At 68.8% G+C, this 17,579-nt stretch carries 11 protein-coding genes; 2 read left to right on the top strand and 9 right to left on the bottom strand.

The features are described from left to right. Positions 1-1,054: HAMP domain-containing sensor histidine kinase (locus tag WAE60_RS12145; RefSeq protein ID WP_337686704.1), on the top strand; the 1,054-nt coding region annotated here is incomplete at its 5' end. Between the two features lie 101 nt (positions 1,055-1,155). Here WAE60_RS12145 and WAE60_RS12140 read toward each other — a convergent pair. From WAE60_RS12140 to WAE60_RS12120, 5 genes are all read right to left on the bottom strand, one after another. Further along, on the bottom strand, positions 1,156-3,267 hold the full coding sequence (locus tag WAE60_RS12140; RefSeq protein ID WP_337686703.1) for a multicopper oxidase family protein: 2,112 nt from the start codon (positions 3,265-3,267) through the stop codon (positions 1,156-1,158). Between the two features lie 129 nt (positions 3,268-3,396). Next, positions 3,397-4,887: a tryptophan halogenase family protein gene (locus WAE60_RS12135; RefSeq protein WP_337686701.1), complete on the bottom strand. Its 1,491-nt coding sequence runs from the start codon at positions 4,885-4,887 to the stop codon at positions 3,397-3,399. Between the two features lie 16 nt (positions 4,888-4,903). Further along, positions 4,904-5,947, bottom strand: coding sequence for a cupin-like domain-containing protein (locus tag WAE60_RS12130; protein ID WP_337686699.1), 1,044 nt, complete (start codon positions 5,945-5,947; stop codon positions 4,904-4,906). Positions 5,948-5,960: 13 nt separating this feature from the next. Beyond that, the gene (locus WAE60_RS12125; RefSeq protein ID WP_029908036.1) at positions 5,961-6,671 is read right to left on the bottom strand and encodes a SapC family protein; all 711 of its coding nucleotides are present in this window, start codon (positions 6,669-6,671) and stop codon (positions 5,961-5,963) included. A 153-nt stretch (positions 6,672-6,824) separates the two neighbouring features. Next, on the bottom strand, positions 6,825-9,932 hold the full coding sequence (locus WAE60_RS12120) for a TonB-dependent receptor (RefSeq protein WP_029908038.1): 3,108 nt from the start codon (positions 9,930-9,932) through the stop codon (positions 6,825-6,827). Positions 9,933-10,606: 674 nt separating this feature from the next. Here WAE60_RS12120 and WAE60_RS12115 point away from each other — a divergent pair. Next, positions 10,607-13,150: a glycoside hydrolase family 9 protein gene (locus WAE60_RS12115; RefSeq protein ID WP_337686696.1), complete on the top strand. Its 2,544-nt coding sequence runs from the start codon at positions 10,607-10,609 to the stop codon at positions 13,148-13,150. 58 nt (positions 13,151-13,208) lie between these two features. Here WAE60_RS12115 and WAE60_RS12110 read toward each other — a convergent pair whose 3' ends face one another. The 4 genes from WAE60_RS12110 to WAE60_RS12095 form a co-directional block, all read right to left on the bottom strand. After that, positions 13,209-14,870: a carboxylesterase family protein gene (locus WAE60_RS12110; RefSeq protein ID WP_337686695.1), complete on the bottom strand. Its 1,662-nt coding sequence runs from the start codon at positions 14,868-14,870 to the stop codon at positions 13,209-13,211. A gap of 100 nt (positions 14,871-14,970) precedes the next feature. Then, positions 14,971-15,936, bottom strand: coding sequence for a polysaccharide deacetylase family protein (locus WAE60_RS12105; protein WP_337686694.1), 966 nt, complete (start codon positions 15,934-15,936; stop codon positions 14,971-14,973). A gap of 74 nt (positions 15,937-16,010) precedes the next feature. After that, a complete protein-coding gene (locus WAE60_RS12100) occupies positions 16,011-16,763 on the bottom strand; it encodes an outer membrane beta-barrel protein (protein WP_337686693.1) in 753 nt (250 codons plus the stop codon). Positions 16,764-16,917: 154 nt separating this feature from the next. Next, positions 16,918-17,505 (bottom strand): OmpA family protein, encoded by a 588-nt coding sequence (locus tag WAE60_RS12095; protein ID WP_029908048.1) that lies wholly within the window; start codon positions 17,503-17,505, stop codon positions 16,918-16,920. Positions 17,506-17,579 lie beyond the last annotated feature (74 nt).

Here is a 17,579-nt window from a genome sequence, read left to right as displayed (position 1 = left end):
GCCCGAGCCCGCGGTCGGCCGCCCCCTGCCCGCGCCGGTGACCCGCAGCCTGTTCGGCCTGGCCCCGCCGCCGTTCATCGAGGGCGACTTCGTGGCCGCCCTGCGCGTGGGCCCGAACCAGTGGGTGACCCTGCGCCCCCGGCCCGAGGCCTTCCCCAACAGCTGGCAGCGCCGGGTGCTGATGTGGTTCGCCCTGTCCCTGGCCGTGGTGGCGCCGCTGGGCTGGGTGTTCGCCCGCCGCCTGGCCGCGCCCCTGGCCGGCTTCGCCGCCGCCGCCGAGCAACTGGGCCGCGACCCCGCCTCGCCGGTGATCGTCGCCGACGGCCCCGCCGAGATCGGCCGCGCCGCCCGGGCCTTCAACGCCATGCAGGGCCGGCTCAGCCGCTACATCACCGACCGCACGGCGATGATCGGGGCGATTTCGCACGACCTGCGCACGCCCCTGGCCCGCCTGCGCTTCCGCCTGGAGCGCGCCTCGCCCGCCCTGCGCCGCGAGATCGGCCAGGACCTGGACCAGATGGAGGCGATGATCACCTCGGTGCTGGCCTTCATGCGCGAGGACGCCGAGGCCGGCGCCCGCCAGCGGGTGGACCTGCGCTCGCTGCTGGAATGCGTGATCGACGAGGCCGAGGTCACCGGCGCCGACGTCGCCCTGGAGCCGGGCGAACCGGCCGAGGTCGAGGTCTCGGTGCTGGGCCTGCAGCGGGTGTTCGCCAACCTGGTCGACAACGCGGTCAAGTACGGCGACAGCGCCCGCGTCGCCCTGCACGTCGAGGGCGACGAGACGGTGGTCGAGATCCGCGACCGGGGCCCGGGCCTGGAGCCCGGCGAGCTGGAGCGGGTGTTCACCCCGTTCTACCGCGGCGTCGAGGCCCGCACGTCCAGCAAGCAGGGCGTGGGCCTGGGGCTCAGCTCCGCCCGCTCGGTGGTCCGCGCCCACGGCGGCGACATCCGGCTGAGCCTGCCGGGCGAGGGGCTGCTGGTGCAGGTCCGCCTGCCGCTGGTGGCCGCGGCCGCGCCGGCGACGCCCGTGCGGCTGCAGGCGGCGGAGTAGAGGGCGTCTTCCAGCTCGAAGTTGGGGACACACACTCACTCAAAGGGGCGGCCAGCTTGGCGGGGCCGCAGGGTGAGTGTGTGTCCCCCAAATCGTCCCGATCAGTGCCCCTCGTGCCCCCCATGCGCCTCGGCCATGCCGCCCTGGCCGTCGGGGATGCCGATCTTGACGTTGGCCATCATGCCCTGGTCCTCGTGGTCGAGGATGTGGCAGTGCAGGACGTACTCGCCGATGTAGCGCTCGTAGCGGGTGCGCACGGCGATCTTGTAGCCCCGCTTGACGAACAGGGTGTCCTTCCACTGGTCCAGCACCCCGGCGTAGTCGGGGTCGTAGGCCGGCGTGCCCGGGTCGGTGACTGGTTGGCCCGCCGGGTTCAGCACGCTGATCACCTGGAACGGATTGACGTGGATGTGGAACGGGTGGGACCCGACGTCCGAGGTCAGCCGCCACTCCTGGACGTCGCCGATCTTGGCCGTGCGGTCGATCCGCGACGGCACATAGACCCCGCTCTCGTCCGGCGGCAGCTTGGGGTTATTGACCTGGAACAGGGACTTCCCCGGCCGCTTCGGGTCCGCGACGATGGCGAACCGCAGGTCCTGCGGCGGCGCGTTCAGCTCCGCCTCGGCGATCGGCTTGTGCCAGACGAACTTCGACAGCTTCAGATTGGCGTCGATGTCGGCGACCACCTCGGCCTTGATCTTGCCGTCGGTGATGTTGCGGTCGGCGGCGGCCTTCATCTGGTCGCGCAGCGCCTTGTCGGGATCGGCGGGCGCCCTGCCCGCGGCCACCACCGCCACGCCCAGCAGCTTGATCGGCTCGGCCGCCTGGCTGGGGCTGCCCAGGGCGTCGCTGGCCCCGTCGATGATGCAGTAGTTCCCGGCGGTCGGGAAATAGACCAGCAGGTCGGCCCGGTAGCCGGGCTGCAGGCGCGCCTCGCTGGTGCGGAACACCTGGGACCGGGTCAGGCCGTCGACCGCCACCTCCCACATCGGCAGGGCGCTTCCGCCGCAGAACTCGCGCATGAACTTGTCCTGCCGATCGGCGGACACGGTGTTCCAGTCGGGCGCTCCGGCCTTCATCGGGAACAGCCGAAAGTTCACGGCCTCGCGCACCCCGCCGTGGATCAGCCGCCAGCGCTCGAACCGGCCGGCCTGGAGCCCCGTGACGCCGGGCTGGACCTTGCCGTTGATCGAGGTGAAGCGGCCGGAATACTGCCAGCTGGTGCTGTTGCTCAGCTGCTGATCGTAGTCGCGGATCTCGCCGACCTGGCCCGCGTTGCAGAGCCACGGCTGGCCCTTGGGCGTGTTCGACTGCTGGATCTTCCCGTCCTTGTCGAAGCAGGCGTACTGCACCTGCTGGAACATCAGCACCTTGTCGGGGAAAGCCTGGCCCTTCTCGTCCTGCAGCAGGACGTCGATGTCGCCCGGCGTGGTCGCCGTCGGCACGCGGTCGTCCTTGATGATCAACGCCCCGGTCATGCCGCTGGACACCTGCAGGGCGGTCGAGCCGTGCTTGTGCGGGTGGTACCAGAAGGTGCCGGCCGCGTGGTCGGACGGGACGTTGTACTCGTAGTCGAAGGTCACGCCCGGATTGATCGAGATCAGCACGTTGTCGCTGTTGCCCGACGGCGAGACCCACAGGCCGTGGGCGTGCAGGTTGGTCTCGTTGAAGCAGTGGGGCACGTTCACGCCCCCGTCCGGCATCTTGCACTTCTCGACCGGCAGGCGCTTGCCATCCTTGGTTTCGAATAGGTCGTTGTTCAGGCTGATCCGCACCGTCTGGCCGGGGCGCATGGTGATGGTCGGGGCCAGGAAGGGCGTGTCCGGGTCGACCGCCGAGCTGTGGTACGAGCGCAGCAGCACCTTGTCGTCGCTGAGCGTCCACGGGTTGCGGACCGTGCCCTCGGTGAACTCGATCGAGAATTTGTAGAGGATGTTCTTGCGCGGATCGACGTAGCTGTCGGCGCCGGGGATGGGCTCCGGCGGCTTGATCACGCCCAGGGGCGCGGTCAGCCGGGGCGGCGCGGGCTCTTCCTCCGGGATGGCGGCCGGCGGGTTGGCGAAGACGTTCGGCGGGGCCGCCTTCAGCGCCTGGGCGGCCGGCTTGGCGGCCTTGTCCTGGGCCAGCCCGTGCGACGGCGCGGCCGCCAGGGCCAGGGCGACGGCCGAGACGCCGGCCAGGGCGACGCACCGCGTGCGAGCGTGAGATTCCATGACTGCCCCTCCCAACGGCGCCGCCTCGGCCACGGAGATTGACCAGGGATTGCGGCGCGCCGAATGACTACCCATGCGCGAACTATCGCTCAAGGAGGGCCGATTGGAAAGGCGCAGCTTTGGGTTGGATCAGGCCGCCGAGATTCCGCAGTACCGCTCCAGGAAGGCCTGGTGCCCGGGCAGCCCGCCGACGGCGCGGGCGATGTTGGCGCTCAGGCCCGACAGCGCTCCGCGAAGCTCCTCGGGCGGCATCAGCCGGCCCATCTGGTGATAGCCGGTCGGCTGCAGCCGCTGACCCAGCATCACCAGCAGCCACGAGTCGACCTGGAACAGCTCGCCCGGCGCCTGGAAGGCCTGGGCGCTTTCGCGGAAGAGCTCGATGCGGTGGGCCAGGCTGTCGGGCACCTCCATGGTCCGGCAGCGGTCCCAGAACGGGCTGTCGGTCCGTTCGGTCAGCTTGTAGTGCAGGATGATGAAGTCGCGGATCTTCTCCAGTTCGTCGACGGCCTGCTGATTGTAGCGGGCGATCACCGCCTCGCTGAAGCCGGTGAACGGGAACAGCTGCATCAGCCGCGTCACCCCGATCATGATCAGGTGGATCGAGGTCGATTCCAGCGGCTCGACGAAACCGCTGGCCAGGCCCAGGGCGACGCAGTTCTTGGACCAGGTCTTCAGCCGCCGGCCGGTGCGGTAGCGGATGACGCGCGGCTCGATCAGCCGCTCGCCGTCCAGCGCCTCCAGCAGGGTGGCGCGGGCCTCGTCGTCCGACATGTACTCGTTGCTGTAGACCAGGCCGTTGCCCACCCGGTGCTGCAGCGGGATCTTCCAGCGCCAGCCGGCCGTGTGGGCGATCGCGCGGGTGTAGGGCACGGCGGGGCCCGTCGACTTGGTCTGGACCGCCAGGGCGCTGTTGGTCGGCAGCCAGTGCCCCCAGTCCTCGTAGCCGGCCTTCAGGGTCTGTTCGATCAGCAGACCCCGGAAGCCCGTGCAGTCGACGAACAGGTCGCCCTCGACCCGGTCGCCGTTCTCCAGGACCAGGGCCTCGATGAAGCCGGTCTCGGCATTCTGCTGGACCTGGCCGATCTTGCCCTCGACCCGCTTGACGCCCAGGGCCTCGCTCATCTTGCGCAGGAAGCCGCCATAGAGCGTGGCGTCCAGGTGGTAGGCGTAGTTCAGCTCCGGCCCCTCGCCCACCGAGAACTTGTCGGCCTCGGCGGCCTTCAGCTCGAAGCAGTAGTCGCCCAGCTCGCCGCCGAAGCCGGCCGCCTTCGCCTGCAGCCAGAAGTGATGGAAGCTTCCCATCCAGTTCGACTTCCCCACCTGGCCGAACGAGTGGATGTAGCGGTCGCCGATCTGGCCCCAGTTCTCGAACGAGATGCCCAGCTTGAACGTCGCCTGGGTGGCGCGCATGAACGCCGGCTCGTCGATGCCCAGCAGGGCGTTGAAGGTGCGGGCCGTGGGGATGGTGGACTCGCCGACCCCGACCGTGCCGATCTCGTCGGACTCCACCAGGGTGATGTCCAGCAGCGGGCCCAGCTGCTTGGCCAGGGCCGCGGCGGCCATCCAGCCGGCCGTGCCGCCCCCGGCGACGACGACCCTCTTCACGACCTGATCCTGCATGGCGTTCTCCTGGTCGTCAGCGGTTGAGGCGGTTGAGCAGATAGGCCCGCAGCCGGCGGGCCTTGCGGTCGTCCATCGGTCCGAGGTCGCCGCGCGCGCCCTCGGGCAGGTGCGCGCCGGCCCGGTCGGCGGGACCGAAGACGTAGTAGTCGAACAGTTTCTTCCAGGCCTGCTTCTCGAAGTCGGGCCGGTCGCGCAGGCTGAGCAGGCCGTGCAGCAGGGTGTTCATGGGGGTGTCCATGAAGGCCGGCGCGGCGTTCCACCAGTAGTTCACCAGCACGTTGAACGGAGCCAGCGCCTCGACCTGGTGCCACCACAGGGCCGGATAGACCAGCACGTCGCCGGGCTCCAGCTCGGCCACCTGGGCGGCGGCCAGGGCGTCGCGGAAGCGCGGGAACCGCTCGAAGTCCGGGGCGTCGAAGTCGACCATGCTGACCGCCTGGCCGCCCGGCGTCATGTCCAGCGGGCCGGGATAGAGGTTCTCCACCTGCTCGGGCGGGAACAGGGTGAAGCGTCGCCGGCCCACCGCGCAGACGGCGATGTTGTTGGACATGTCGTAGTGGGCGGCGGCGACCGTGCGGTTGCCGATCCAGATGCTGGCCAGGGGCGTGGCGTCGCCCAGGGCGGTCAGGTCCAGGCCCAGGTCGTTCTCGGCCCGCAGGCCCGGCAGATAGGCGTCGATGTCGCTGGAGCCGATGTAGAGCGACGGCCCGCCGGGTTCCTCCCCAGGTTCGTCCAAGGTCTGCTCGATCCGCTCCAGGAAGGCCGGCAGCGGCGTGCGCTCGGTCTGGAAATTCAGGCGGGCGACGGCCTCGTCATAGCCGAACCGCCCCTTGATCTCGGGCGCGCCGGTATAGCCGACGAAGCGCTCGCCGCGATCGTGCGACAGGAGGTAGTCCATGGCCGCGCGGGGCGACCGCAGGCCCGCCCGCACCAGCGGCCAGTCGCGGGCCATGCCGCGGAAGATCGTCGGCCGCTGGAGGGTCAGGATCTCGTCGAACGGGATCTGGTCGGGCGTCAGCCCCTCGACCACCGGCGTCCTGCGAGCGATGTCGGTCATCGGATCCCTCCGCTCAGGCCCCGGCCCGCTTGCGGTTCTTCAGCTCGACCAGGAACCCGACATTGCCCAGGGACGACAGGACCCATTGGGCGGCGGCCAGGAACCCGCTGCGATGCAGCGCCTCCAGCCCGGCGGCGTCCAGGGCCGCGAACCGGTCCTGGGAGATCGTGTAGAGCTCGGGCAGGTCGTACTGGGTGTAGTCGTCCAGCTTGATCTCGACGTCGACCGGCTCGACCAGGCCGTGGGCCTCGAAGGCCGCGAACATCGCCTTGCTGAACTCCAGGCCGTCGTAGATCACGCCCAGCAGGCGCGCGACGTGCTGCAGATAGGGCGAATTTCCCCCGGCCGGCAGGAACACCGGCTCGCCGTCGGCGGCGCCGACGCGGGGATGGTCGAGATCGACATGGATCATCGGCTCGGCGCCTCGGTCGCGCAGGGCGATCGAGAACGGACCGCGCTGCTGGATGGCCGGCACGTAGCGGGCGTTCCAGCCGCCTGGCTCGAGGAACAGGTTCTCGTCCCGGTCCAGGCCCAGCAGGGCCACCGACTGGAAGGCGCCCTCGGCGTCCTTGCGGAAGAAGATCGGATATTCGCGCTGAACCGCCTCGAACTCGGTGGGGAAGATCAGCACCTGGTTGATGTCGTCGCCGAAGGCGGGACCGTGCCCCGTGGCGACCCGCAGATCGCCATGGTCGACGTTGTTAAGCAGCACTCGGTTCGTCATGTCCGCCCCAACTTCCGGTCCCGGACCCGCGGCGCGGGTTGGGTGTCCGGCCACTGTAGAGAAGAAAGGGCCGCTGCGAACAGCGGCCCTTCCCCCCGACCTAGGTCGGCCCCCCAAGACAAGAGCCCCGGGACCCGACCATGGCTACGTTCCTTAGAACTTGTAGCGCGCTCCGAGCAGGAAGCGGCGGTCCAGTTCTTGCGCGTACCACAGCTCGTGTTCGTCGCGAGCGTAGGTGCGCAGGCTCTCGTTGGTCAGGTTGATGCCTTCCAGCGAGATCGCCAGCTTGGACGTCACGTCGTAGCTGATGTTGAAGTCCAGCTCGCCGAACGGCGCGACGAACACCGGGTTGCGCGAGCCGCCGCGGTTGGTGGCCTGCAGGAACTTGTCGCGCCAGTTGTAGGCCAGACGCGCCGAGATCCCGTTCTTTTCGTAGATCAGGGTGGCGTTGGCCGTGTCGCTCAGACCCAGCAGGGCGAACTGGTCCTGGCCCGGGTCGGAACCGATGTCGAAGCCGACGTCGCCGCGCACCAGGGTGTAGGCGCCGGAGACGCCGAAGCCGGTGTCGCCGAAGAAGTGCTGGGCGGCGATTTCGAAGCCGTGGATCTTGCCCGTCTTGTTGTTGATCGGCTGCGCGACCTGGAAGTTGAGCAGCGGATCGGACGCGTTGGGCGAGACGTCGGTGGCCGCGAGGATCGCATCGACGAAGGCCTGATTGAGGTCGCCGGACGGACCGCGGTTGGCCTGGTACTGGGCCGTGGCGGCCGCCACCGAACCGGTCGTGTTGATAAGCGAGGTCATCGTGAACAGGTTGACGTCGGTCTGGTCGGCGCCGATCGCGGCCAGGGACGCCTTGGCGTCGCCCGAACGGGTTCCGGCGGCGCCCGAGCTGGCGTCACGCAGGCCGAACAGGCTCTGGTTGAACGTGCCCGTACCCACGAAGTTGTTCACGCGCTTCTCGAAGAAGCCCGCCGAGATGTAGCTGTCGGGCTTGTAGTACCACTCGACCGAGACGTCGAAGTTGTCCGAGATCAGCGGCTGCAGTTCCGGGTTGCCCCGGGTGGCCAGCGGGATGGCGCCGTTGGCGATCGGACGGTTCGGCGCCTGAGGGGCGACCGAAGCGAACAGGTTGCCGTAGTCCGGCCGCGCGATCGTGCGGCTGAACGAGAAGCGACCGATCAGGTCCTTCCTCAGTTCCATCTGGAAGTCCAGGGCGGGCAGCAGGTTGCTGTACTTGTTGCTGCCCGAGATCGGCGAGTAGGTCGAGGCGGTGTCGATGCGGAAGTCGTTGTCGGCGGTCCAGACGACGGCTTGCGGCGTGCGGATCAGCGACACGGACTCCGACTTGGTCTCCTCGTAGCGGGCGCCGGCGACCATGCTGGCCTCGTGGCCGGCCAGTTCGCCCTTCCAGGTCAGCTGGCCGTAGACGGCCCAGATCTTCTCGTCGACGCGGTTGTCGTCCTGGCTGGTCACGCCGATGGCGTTGCCGACCGAGACGTAGTGCGGCGACAGGGCGTTGTAGAGGGCGATCGCGTCGGCGCGGAAGGCGACCAGGCCCGTGCCGCTCTGATGCGCGTCGAAGGTGTCGAAGCGGCAGGCCAGGCAGAATTGCTTCACCAGGTTGCCGGCGTACTGCGACACGTCGCGCGGGTTGGAGATGCCCCAGCTGCCCAGGTCCTGCTGGGTATTGATGCTGGCCTGCTTCATCTTCGAATTGCGGTAGTCGAAGCCGAAGTCGAAGCGGCTGCCGCTGTCGTCGAATTCGTAGCCGCCGTCGGCGCGGAATTCCTTGATCTCTTGATCCTGGCTCTGGGCCGAGGTGCGGGCCACCTGGCTGCCCAGGTCGCCGACATCCAGCACGCCGTTGCCGTTGCCGCGCGGCAGGGCGTCGTTGATGACCACGGCCTGGACCGGGATCTTGCCGTTGTAGTCCACCGAGTGCGTCGAGATGATCGGCGCGCCGATGCTGACCGAGGTCGAGCTGGTCCCGTTGGGCGCGTCAGGGTCGCTGGACGCCTTCGAGATGTGGCCGTCGACCGTGATCTTGAAGCGGTCGGTGACGTCCCAGGCGCCGTTCAGGCCGAACGACTTCAGCTTGTCCTCGTTGGCGCGGTACTGCTGCTCGAAGCCGGTGTCCTTGGTGCCGCTGAGGGTTTCCTGCAGGAACACGGCGGTGGCGACCGTCGGGTTCTTGTCGAAGGTCACCTTGTCGAACGGACGGTTGAACCAGTTGGTCTGGTCGTTGCGGCGTTCGAACGACTTGTTGTCGGCGTACAGGCCGTCGGCCGTGATCAGGATGTTCTCGGTCGGGCGCCATTGCACCGACGCCTGGGCGTTGATGCGTTCGCGGCTGCCTTGCGAGAAGTGGTAGCGGCTGTCGTTCGGGATCGCCACCAGGGTGTCGCCGCTGGCCGGCGCATTGGTGATCTGGGTCGCGCCGCCGTTGCGGACGAAGCCGTTGGCCGGATTGATGAAGTCGGAATACTTGCGGATGTTCCAGTCGTTCGACGTGGCGCTGGTGCTGGTGAAGTTGCGCTTCTGGTAGCTGCCGAACAGGGTGACGCCGAACTTTTCGTCCGCGTCGGTCCAGTTCAGCAGGCCCGAGACTTCCGGCGTCACCTTGGACGCGTCCTCGAGCTTGTTGTCCATGCTCGTATCGTAGACCGCCTTCACGCCGAGGCTGCCCGTCAGGCCGCTCTCGCGCGCGTCGAAGGGACGGCGGGTCTTGACGTTGATCGTCGCGCCGATGCCGCCCGACGGGATGCCCGCGCGGCCGGTCTTGTAGACTTCCAGGGTCGAGACGCCTTCCGAGGCGAGGTTCGAGAAGTCGAACGAACGGCTGGTGCCGGTCTGGAAGTCGGCCGACTGGTCGCCGCCGACGGTGGAGACGTTGGCCGAGGGCATGGTCCGGCCGTTCAGGGTCACCAGGTTGAAGCCGCCGCCGAAGCCGCGGACCGTGACCTGCGAGCCTTCGCCGTTGGTGCGGTCGATCGAAACGCCGGTGATGCGCTGCAGGGATTCCGCCAGGTTGGTGTCGGGGAACTTGCCCATGTCTTCGGCCGAGATGGCGTCGACCACACCGCTGTTGCTGCGCTTGATCTCGATCGAGCGCTCCAGAGAGGCCCGGATGCCGGTGACGACGATCTCGTCGACCGTGCTGCTGTCGTTGTTGCTCTGGGCCTGGGCCTGACCGCCGGCGAAGATCGCCACGGACAGCGCTATCAGAGACGCAGAGGTATTCAGGCGACGGTGTCGCTTCATAGCCGTTTCCCCGCACAAGTAGCCCCCGAGGGGGCATTGGTTCTTTTTGTTTCGACGTCGATACGTGGACCCCGACCGTTTTTGCGATTGTCGTCAAAAACAGCGGAATATCGGCGATCGAGTTAGCGGTAACATCAGTACGCGAAATCGGTCAAGCGACCCAAAACCGATTTTGACAGCGCTGTATCGGCTCATTTCTCATACAAATGATCAGAAACCCTGACAAATAAGCGGGTTGCCGCTTTTTTGACGCAAAAGCCTTTTTCGCAAGGCGGTTCGGTTGTTGCAGTCCCGACACAGAGGGCGCCCGCGCAATCTGCGCGTCATCCGCTCACGGCGCTTCGTCCTGACGTAGCGGAAACCGGCTTTGGACGGATCGGCGGTCGCCCGCCGAAGCTCTGCAAGAAACCCCGTTGACGAGACCCTGAACAATGTTACCGCTATCGCGGGCTTTTCAGGCTGGCGGTCAGTCGCTCGCCCATCCGCCCGTGGATTACCTCAAGGGGCCGGCGTCCTCGCGACGGCGGCCCCCCTCTTTCTCCCGGCCCCTCTCCGCCCGATCGCCACCGGACCTCGAAATATGGGACCGGTACCAAAAGTGCGTTGACGCCCGCCCGCAAGACGGGAAGGTTGCGCCCGGAACCTGGAGAGACGTCCAGGACGGGAGGAGCATCATGGAAGTCTTGTCGCGGTCGTTGAAGGCCGCCGCGCTGGCCGCGAGCCTGATGGCCGGCGTCGCGCCCGCCGCCCTGGCCCAGGCCCCGGCCAAGCCTGCCGCGAGCCCGGCTTCCGGCGCCCTCAAGCTCAACGCCAAGGGCTATCTCGAGACCCCCGGCCTGAACGTCCTGGTGTTCAGCAACGGCTCGGAAGACCTGTTCAACGACGCCAAGATGAGCGGGGTCGAGCTGATCCAGCACGGGGTGCGCACCGTCACCAACGGCGATGTCCGGCTGAGTCCCACGCCCGGCCAGTGGGACCCGATGGCCAAGCTGATCGAGCGCAAGGTCGACCCGGCCACCGGCGTGATCACCGCCACCCTCGAATTCGTCGGCCAGGACTTCCGCTACACGATCCGCGTCGAGCCCCGCGGCCGGGACTTCACCGTCAGCGTCAACCTCGACAAGCCGCTGCCCGCCGCCCTGGAGGGCAAGGCCGGCTTCAATCTCGAGGTCCTGCCCTCGGCCTATTTCCGCAAGACCTTCCTGGCCGACGGCAAGCCGGGAAGCTTCCCGCTCTATCCCAGCAGCCCCATGGCGGCGCCGGTGGACGGCCGGGCCGAGCCCCTGCCCCTGGTCACCGCCGGCCGCTTCGTGCTGGCCCCGGAAGACCCCGCGCGGCGGATCACCATCGCCAGCGCCGCCGGCGGCCCCGTCTCGCTGTACGACGGCCGCAACCAGGCCCAGAACGGCTGGTACGTGCTGCGCGCCCCGATCCCCGCGGGCAAGACCGGTCGGGTGGTCGAATGGACCGTCTCGGCCAACGCCCTGCCCGGCTGGGTCCGCCCGCCGTCCATAGCCCATTCCCAGCTGGGCTACGCGCCGGGCCAGAAGAAGGTGGCGATCGTCGAGCGCGACCCGGCCGATCCGCCCAAGGCCCAGGCCCGGCTGCTGAAGGTGGGCGAGACCGGGGCCTTCACCCCGGTGCTGACCGCCCCGCTCGGGGCCTGGAAGCCCTGGCTGCGCTACGCCTACGCCGAGTTCGACTTCTCGTCCGTGACGACGCCGGGCCTCTATGTCGTCGAATACGCCGGCCGGCGCACCGCGCCCTTCCGGATCGATCCGACGCTCTACGCCGACGCCTGGCATCCCACCCTGGACGTCTATTTCCCGGTCGCCATGGACCACATGTTCGTCAACGAGGCCTACCGGGTCTGGCACGGCGACAGCCACCGCGACGACGCCCTGCAGGCGCCGCTGAACCACGAGCACATCGACCTCTACCGCCAGGGCCCGACCACCGACACGCCGTTCAAGCCCATGGAGCACATCCCCGGGCTCAACGTGGGCGGCTGGTTCGACGCGGGCGACTTCGACATCCGCACCCAGACCCACTACGCGGTCGTGCGCACCCTGGTCGACACCTGGGAGCAGTTCCGCCTGACCCGCGACGAGACCACGGTCGACGAGGCGCGGCGGCACGTCGAGATCCACGTGCCGGACGGGACGCCCGATATCCTGCAGCAGATCGAGCACGGCACGCTGCAGCTGCTCGCCCAGCACAAGGCCATCGGCCACGCGATCCACGGCATCGTCGAGCCGGACGTCGGCCAGTACACCCATCTGGGCGACGCGGTGACCAAGACCGACGGCCTTGTCTATGACGCCAGCCTCGGCCCCGACCAGGTCAAGGACGGCCGCAGCGGGGTCAAGGACGACCGCTGGGCGTTCACCAGCAAGTCCACGCCGCTGAACTACGGCTCGATCGCCGCCCTGGCGGCGGCCAGCCGGGCCCTGCGCGGTTATCGCGACGCCCTGGCCGACGACTGCCTGGCCACCGCCCAACGGGTCTGGGACGAGGAGCACAGCCACGCCCCCGACCTCTTCCACCACGGCAACACCACCGGCGGCGACATCGTCGACGAGGAGTTCAGCGCCGCCGTCGAACTGCTGATCGCCACCAAGGACCCGAAATACGCCGCCCGGATCGACGAGCTCTGGCCCAAGGTCGAGGCCCGCTTCGCCCAGAACGCCGACTTGGCCGCCCGGGCCGTCCCGTTCATGCCGCCGGCCTTCAAGGCGCGGATGGCGCCGGCGGTGCGGGCCTACAAGGCGCAGAGCGACAAGCTGCTGACCGAGAACCCGTTCGGCGTGCCGATCGCCATGGGCGGCTGGGCCGGCAGCGGCGGCGTCGCCGAGTTCGGCCTGACCCATTGGGCCCTGCACAGGGCCTTCCCCGAGATCATCGACGGCCAGGCGGTGTTCCGGTCGCTGAACTATCTGTACGGGACCCATCCGGGCTCGGACATCTCGCTGGTCTCGGCCGTGGGCACGGTCTCCAAGGAGGTCGCCTACGGCAACAACCGCGCCGACTTCAGCTTCATCGCCGGCGGCGTGGTGCCCGGCGAGCTGATCGTCAAGCCGGACTTCCCCGAGAACAAGGAGGACTGGCCGTTCTTCTGGGGCGAGAACGAGTACGTGATCAACGTCGGCGCCAGCTACATCCAGCTGGTGAATGCGGCGGCGGCGCTGGCCAAGGACCCCTCCAACGCTCCAAAATAACAACCGTCATTCCGGGCCTTGCGCCCGGGATGACGGCTGAAATTGAAGGGCGAAACGACTAGGCCGAAACAGCCGGATCCAGCTGCGCCCACAGCTTCCGCTCCGCCCCGAACCGGTCCGGGACCACGCTGCAGGCCACGTCCAGCACCATGGTCGATCGGGTCTTCAGGTCGTAGGCAGGCCAAGCCGGCTGGCCGGGCGCGCTGGGCTTTCCCGACCGCGCGAAATTGGCCCACATGGTGCTGATGTTCCGGGCCGCCTCGAAGCGGTCGGCGCGGTCGCCGGCCAGGGTCTTGGGCGAGGCCACGGTGTTGAACACCAGGGGGATGTCGCTGGCGTGCATGGCCCCCAGCTCGATGTCGGTCCCGTCCATCTTGCGGTTCGAGCGGTAGGCGATGTTGTAGACATAGACCGGCGCCTTGCCCTGGGCCGCCTTGCGCTCGGCGGTGACCACAGAGCCCGCGCCCATGGCGTGGTAGCTGAGCGCCGTCAGGTAGAGGTCGCTGGGGCTCGCGCCCGGATGGGCCGCCCGCAGGGCGTCGATCACCATCGGGGTCTTGTCGCCGAGCCTGGGCGCCAGCCGCGCCTTCAGCCCCGCCTCGTCCAGCCGGAAGGCCTCGATGTCCTTGTTCTGCCACGAGAAGAAGGCCGCCTCGCGATCCAGCCAGCCGATCATCAGCGGCTTGCCCGCGGCGCTGGCCGGGGCCGTCGGATCGAACGGGTGATGCGGCAGCAGGCCGCCGTCGACGATGGGTCCGTAGCTGCCCGGATTGAGCGACTGGATGCCCTTCCAGCCGCCGCTGTCGCCCGGATATTTGGCCAGCAGGGCCTTCTGGGCGGCCAGGACCTGGGGCGCGGGGACATCCAGCAGCTTGCGCCAATCGGCCGGGGCGATGCCCAGCAGGTCCAGATAGAACCGCGTCGTCTGGGCGGCGACGTCGGGCGTGGAGATCCGCACCACCGGGCCGCTCTGGATGATCGCCTTGGAGAACAGCGGCGCGACCGACGGCATGGCGTAGAGGCACGAGGTCTTGGCCCCGCCGCCGCTCTCGCCGAAGATCGTCACGTTGCCGGGATCGCCGCCGAACGCGGCGATGTTCCGCTGCACCCACTTCAGGGCCAGCACGATGTCGGACAGGCCCTGGTTGCCGGACCCGGCGTATTCCGCCCCGCCCAGCTCGCCCAGGTACAGATAGCCCAGCACGCCCAGGCGATGGTTGTGGGCCACCACCACCACGTCGTGCTCGCGGGCCAGCATCGAGCCGTCCTGGGCCGTGCTGCCGCCCGAGCCGGTCGTGTAGCCGCCGCCGTGGCTGTAGAACATCACCGGCTTGCCCTTGCCCCCGCCGGCGGGGGTCCAGACGTTCAGCACCAGGCAGTCCTCGCCCGGGGCCGGCTCGTTCAGGCCGTAGACGGTGGTCGGGTCCTGCAGGGTGGGCGTGCCCAGCCGGGTGGCGTCCCGCACCCCGGTCCAGGGCGCGACGGGCCGGGCCGGCTTGAAGCGGTTCGGTCCCGAGACGCTGTCGCCATAGGGCACGCCCTTGTAGGCGTCGACGCCGCCGGTCCGCACGCCGCGCAGGCGGCCTTCGGCGACCTCGATCTCGACGGCTTCAGAGGGGGCGTCGGCGCGCGCCGCCCAGGGCAGGACCAGGCTTCCGGCGACGGCCGCGCCGCCGGCCAGCAGGCGCCGGCGATCGACGCCGTTCTCGAAGGACTTCATGGACGCCTCACCATTCTCGAGCGGTCTCCGGCCAACGCCGGAGCCCGGGTTCATCCTGCGTGACTCCGGGATCCGACAGGACCCCGACCTTGGTCGAAGCCTAGCGGCACATCTTGTCGAGTTCCGCCCCACCCCAGGCGGGCTGCGACGGCACCGGCAGCCCCTTGGCCTTCATGGCCTCCTCCAGGGTCGTGGGGACGGCGGTGGCCTCGGCGTGGAAGTCGGCGGCGTAGAACTTGTCGCGCTCGGCCTCCTCCAGCCCGACGAAGGTCACGCCGTTGTCCTGGTACAGCTTCAGCAGCCTGGGCATCATCCGCGCGTCGAAGGCCCCGGCGTGCATCAGCAGCACATAGGGGATGTCGCGGCCGTACAGCGTCGCCGACAGGCCGCGCTCGAAGTCCAGGCTGTCCTTGGCGGCCTTCAGGTAGCTGGCCTCCAGCACCGCCACGGCGGCCGTGTCGCCCTTGGCCATGCAGCGGGCGTAGGGTTCGTTCCAGGCGTAGTCGCCGAAGCTCATCGTCACCCCGGCGATGCGGTAGCCGCGGGTCTTCAACACCTTGCGGGCCGCCGCGTGCTTCTCGGGCGTCTCGCCTTCGCTGAGATAGGGATAGCGCACCCAGCGCCAGTCCTGGCCGGCCATGTGCTTTTCCAGCAGCGACTCGTTGCGGACGAGGTCGGCCTCCCAGTCGGCCAGGCCGTTGGTGTTGAGGTTCATGTGCGACCAGGTGTGGTTGGCCAGCGGATGGCCGGCCGCGCGCCACAGCGACAGCACGCCCACCGAGTCCGGCTCCTTTTCCTCCTGCACGCCGTTGACGAAGCCGTAGACCGGCCCCGTCCTGGCGTCGTGGAAGGCGGCCAGCAGCCGACCCGCCACGTCCATGCGGCTGACGCCGGGCGGTAGGGCGCTGTGGGCCGGCAGGTCGTCGAAGGTCAGGGCCATCTTCACCGGCGTCGCGGCTTGGGCGGCCTGGGCCGCGCCCGCCGTCATCGCCAATACGGCCAGCGGCGCGATCCACCGCGCCCAAAGCCCAGCCCGCGCGCGCCGCGCTCCACCTTCGACAGCCATGCGTCCTCCCGTTTCATCCTTCGCGGATGATAACGGTAACAGTTATGCCGTCCGCAGGCTTCGCCGCAAGGCCCCTAGAAGGTGTAGTCGAACCCGAGCCGGAAGAGGTTGCCGCGCACGTCCGCCTCAGAGCTCAGGGTGGCGTAGCTTGACCCGACCGTGGCCTGGGACTTGATCGTGCCGAAGTCGGTGTACAGCCACTCCCCGCGGATCGCGGTCCTGTCGCTCAGGGCGTAGGCGCCGCCGAGGCCAGCGGTCCAGCCCCACTTGACGTCGGACTTCTCGTTGTTGCCCGTGATCGGCGTCGTGCGGGTGTCGCGGTAGCGGGTCGACAGCTTGATGTCCGACGCGGCCACGCCGCCCGTCGCGTACACCAGCCAGGTGTCGTTGCCGTAGCCGATCCGGGGACGCAGGGTCCACATCCAGTCGGTCTTCACCTTCTGCTCGATCGTGAAATCGACCGGCGGGTTGATCGCCAGCCCCGACCGGTAGGTCTTCTCGCGGTCCTCGCCCAGATTGTAGTAGCCGATGTCGGTCTCCATCCCGATCAGCCACGCCCCCGTCCAGTAGTTGACGCCCGCCTGGAAGCCGCCGGTGAACCCGACGTCGTTGTCGTCGTCCTCCGAGATCGGGGCGTTGATCAGGCCGATGTCGCCGGGCGGGATGACCATTCCGCCCGAACCGGCCGCCGCCTTCATGCTCAGCGTGGTGTCGCCCCACGACGCGCCGACATTGCCGCCGACATAGAACCCGTCCCAGGGCGCGCTCTGGGCGACGGCCGCGCCGGCTCCCAGGCAAACGACCCCGACCGCTCCGAGAGCGGCCATGAACTCCGACCCGCGCATGCTCGTCCTCCATGCCGATACGATGACGAGGGCGAGCATTCCCGCCGAACCCGCCGCCCGGTATCCGGTGCGGACCTGAGGGTGGAAGACGGGGGACCGGAGGCGGCGCGCGGAACGACCCGCGCGCCGTTCACGCCTACTCGATGATGCGCAGCACGACACGACGGCTGGCGGCCAGGTCCTCGGGCGTGTCGCCGGTCGCGGCCGGGCGTTCCTCGCCCCACGACACCGTCTCCATGCTGGCCAGCGGGATGCCCTGGCTGAACAGGAAGCGGCGCGTTTCCAGGGCGCGCTTCTCGCCCAGGATGCGGTTCTTGTCGCTGTCGCCGCGCGGGTCGGCGTTGCCGACGATCTCGACGAAGACCTTCTTGTTGTCGGCCTTCAGGCGCTCGGCGAAGGCGGTCAGGGTGGCCTTGGCCTCGTCCGACAGGTCCCACTTGGCGGTCTCGAAATTGATGGTGTCGCTTTCGCTCACCACCGTGCGGACCATCTTGCCCCGCGCCAGGCCGTAGGCCTCGTCGGCCCGCGACTGCGCCGCCTGGGCGGACTTGTCCACGCCGTCGACCCGCGTCGACAGCGCGTTCACCTTGGCGTCGACGGCGTCGACGCGGGCGTTCACGGCGGCCACGTGTTCGTCGACGTACTGCTCGGTGGCGCAACCGCTCAGGGCCAGCCCACCAGCGACCAAGACGGCGGCCGCGACGCCCGAAAGATAATGACCCATCTTGGATCTCCCAGCTCTTGCCAAACTCGGCGAGGAGTTTGGCGCCCGGGCGGACAAGACCTATCAGGTGTAGA

Source organism: Caulobacter sp. CCG-8 (assembly GCF_037402475.1).
Taxonomy (GTDB): Bacteria; Pseudomonadota; Alphaproteobacteria; order Caulobacterales; family Caulobacteraceae; genus Caulobacter.
This window is presented reverse-complemented; position numbering and strand designations above follow the sequence as displayed.

Coding starts and splice junctions, on each gene's coding strand:
- WAE60_RS12140 (WP_337686703.1), bottom strand. CDS start 3,267: ATGGAATCTCACGCTCGCACGCGGTGCGTCGCCCTGGCCGGCGTCTCG.
- WAE60_RS12135 (WP_337686701.1), bottom strand. CDS start 4,887: ATGCAGGATCAGGTCGTGAAGAGGGTCGTCGTCGCCGGGGGCGGCACG.
- WAE60_RS12130 (WP_337686699.1), bottom strand. CDS start 5,947: ATGACCGACATCGCTCGCAGGACGCCGGTGGTCGAGGGGCTGACGCCC.
- WAE60_RS12125 (WP_029908036.1), bottom strand. CDS start 6,671: ATGACGAACCGAGTGCTGCTTAACAACGTCGACCATGGCGATCTGCGG.
- WAE60_RS12120 (WP_029908038.1), bottom strand. CDS start 9,932: ATGAAGCGACACCGTCGCCTGAATACCTCTGCGTCTCTGATAGCGCTG.
- WAE60_RS12115 (WP_337686696.1), top strand. CDS start 10,607: ATGGAAGTCTTGTCGCGGTCGTTGAAGGCCGCCGCGCTGGCCGCGAGC.
- WAE60_RS12110 (WP_337686695.1), bottom strand. CDS start 14,870: ATGAAGTCCTTCGAGAACGGCGTCGATCGCCGGCGCCTGCTGGCCGGC.
- WAE60_RS12105 (WP_337686694.1), bottom strand. CDS start 15,936: ATGGCTGTCGAAGGTGGAGCGCGGCGCGCGCGGGCTGGGCTTTGGGCG.
- WAE60_RS12100 (WP_337686693.1), bottom strand. CDS start 16,763: ATGGCCGCTCTCGGAGCGGTCGGGGTCGTTTGCCTGGGAGCCGGCGCG.
- WAE60_RS12095 (WP_029908048.1), bottom strand. CDS start 17,505: ATGGGTCATTATCTTTCGGGCGTCGCGGCCGCCGTCTTGGTCGCTGGT.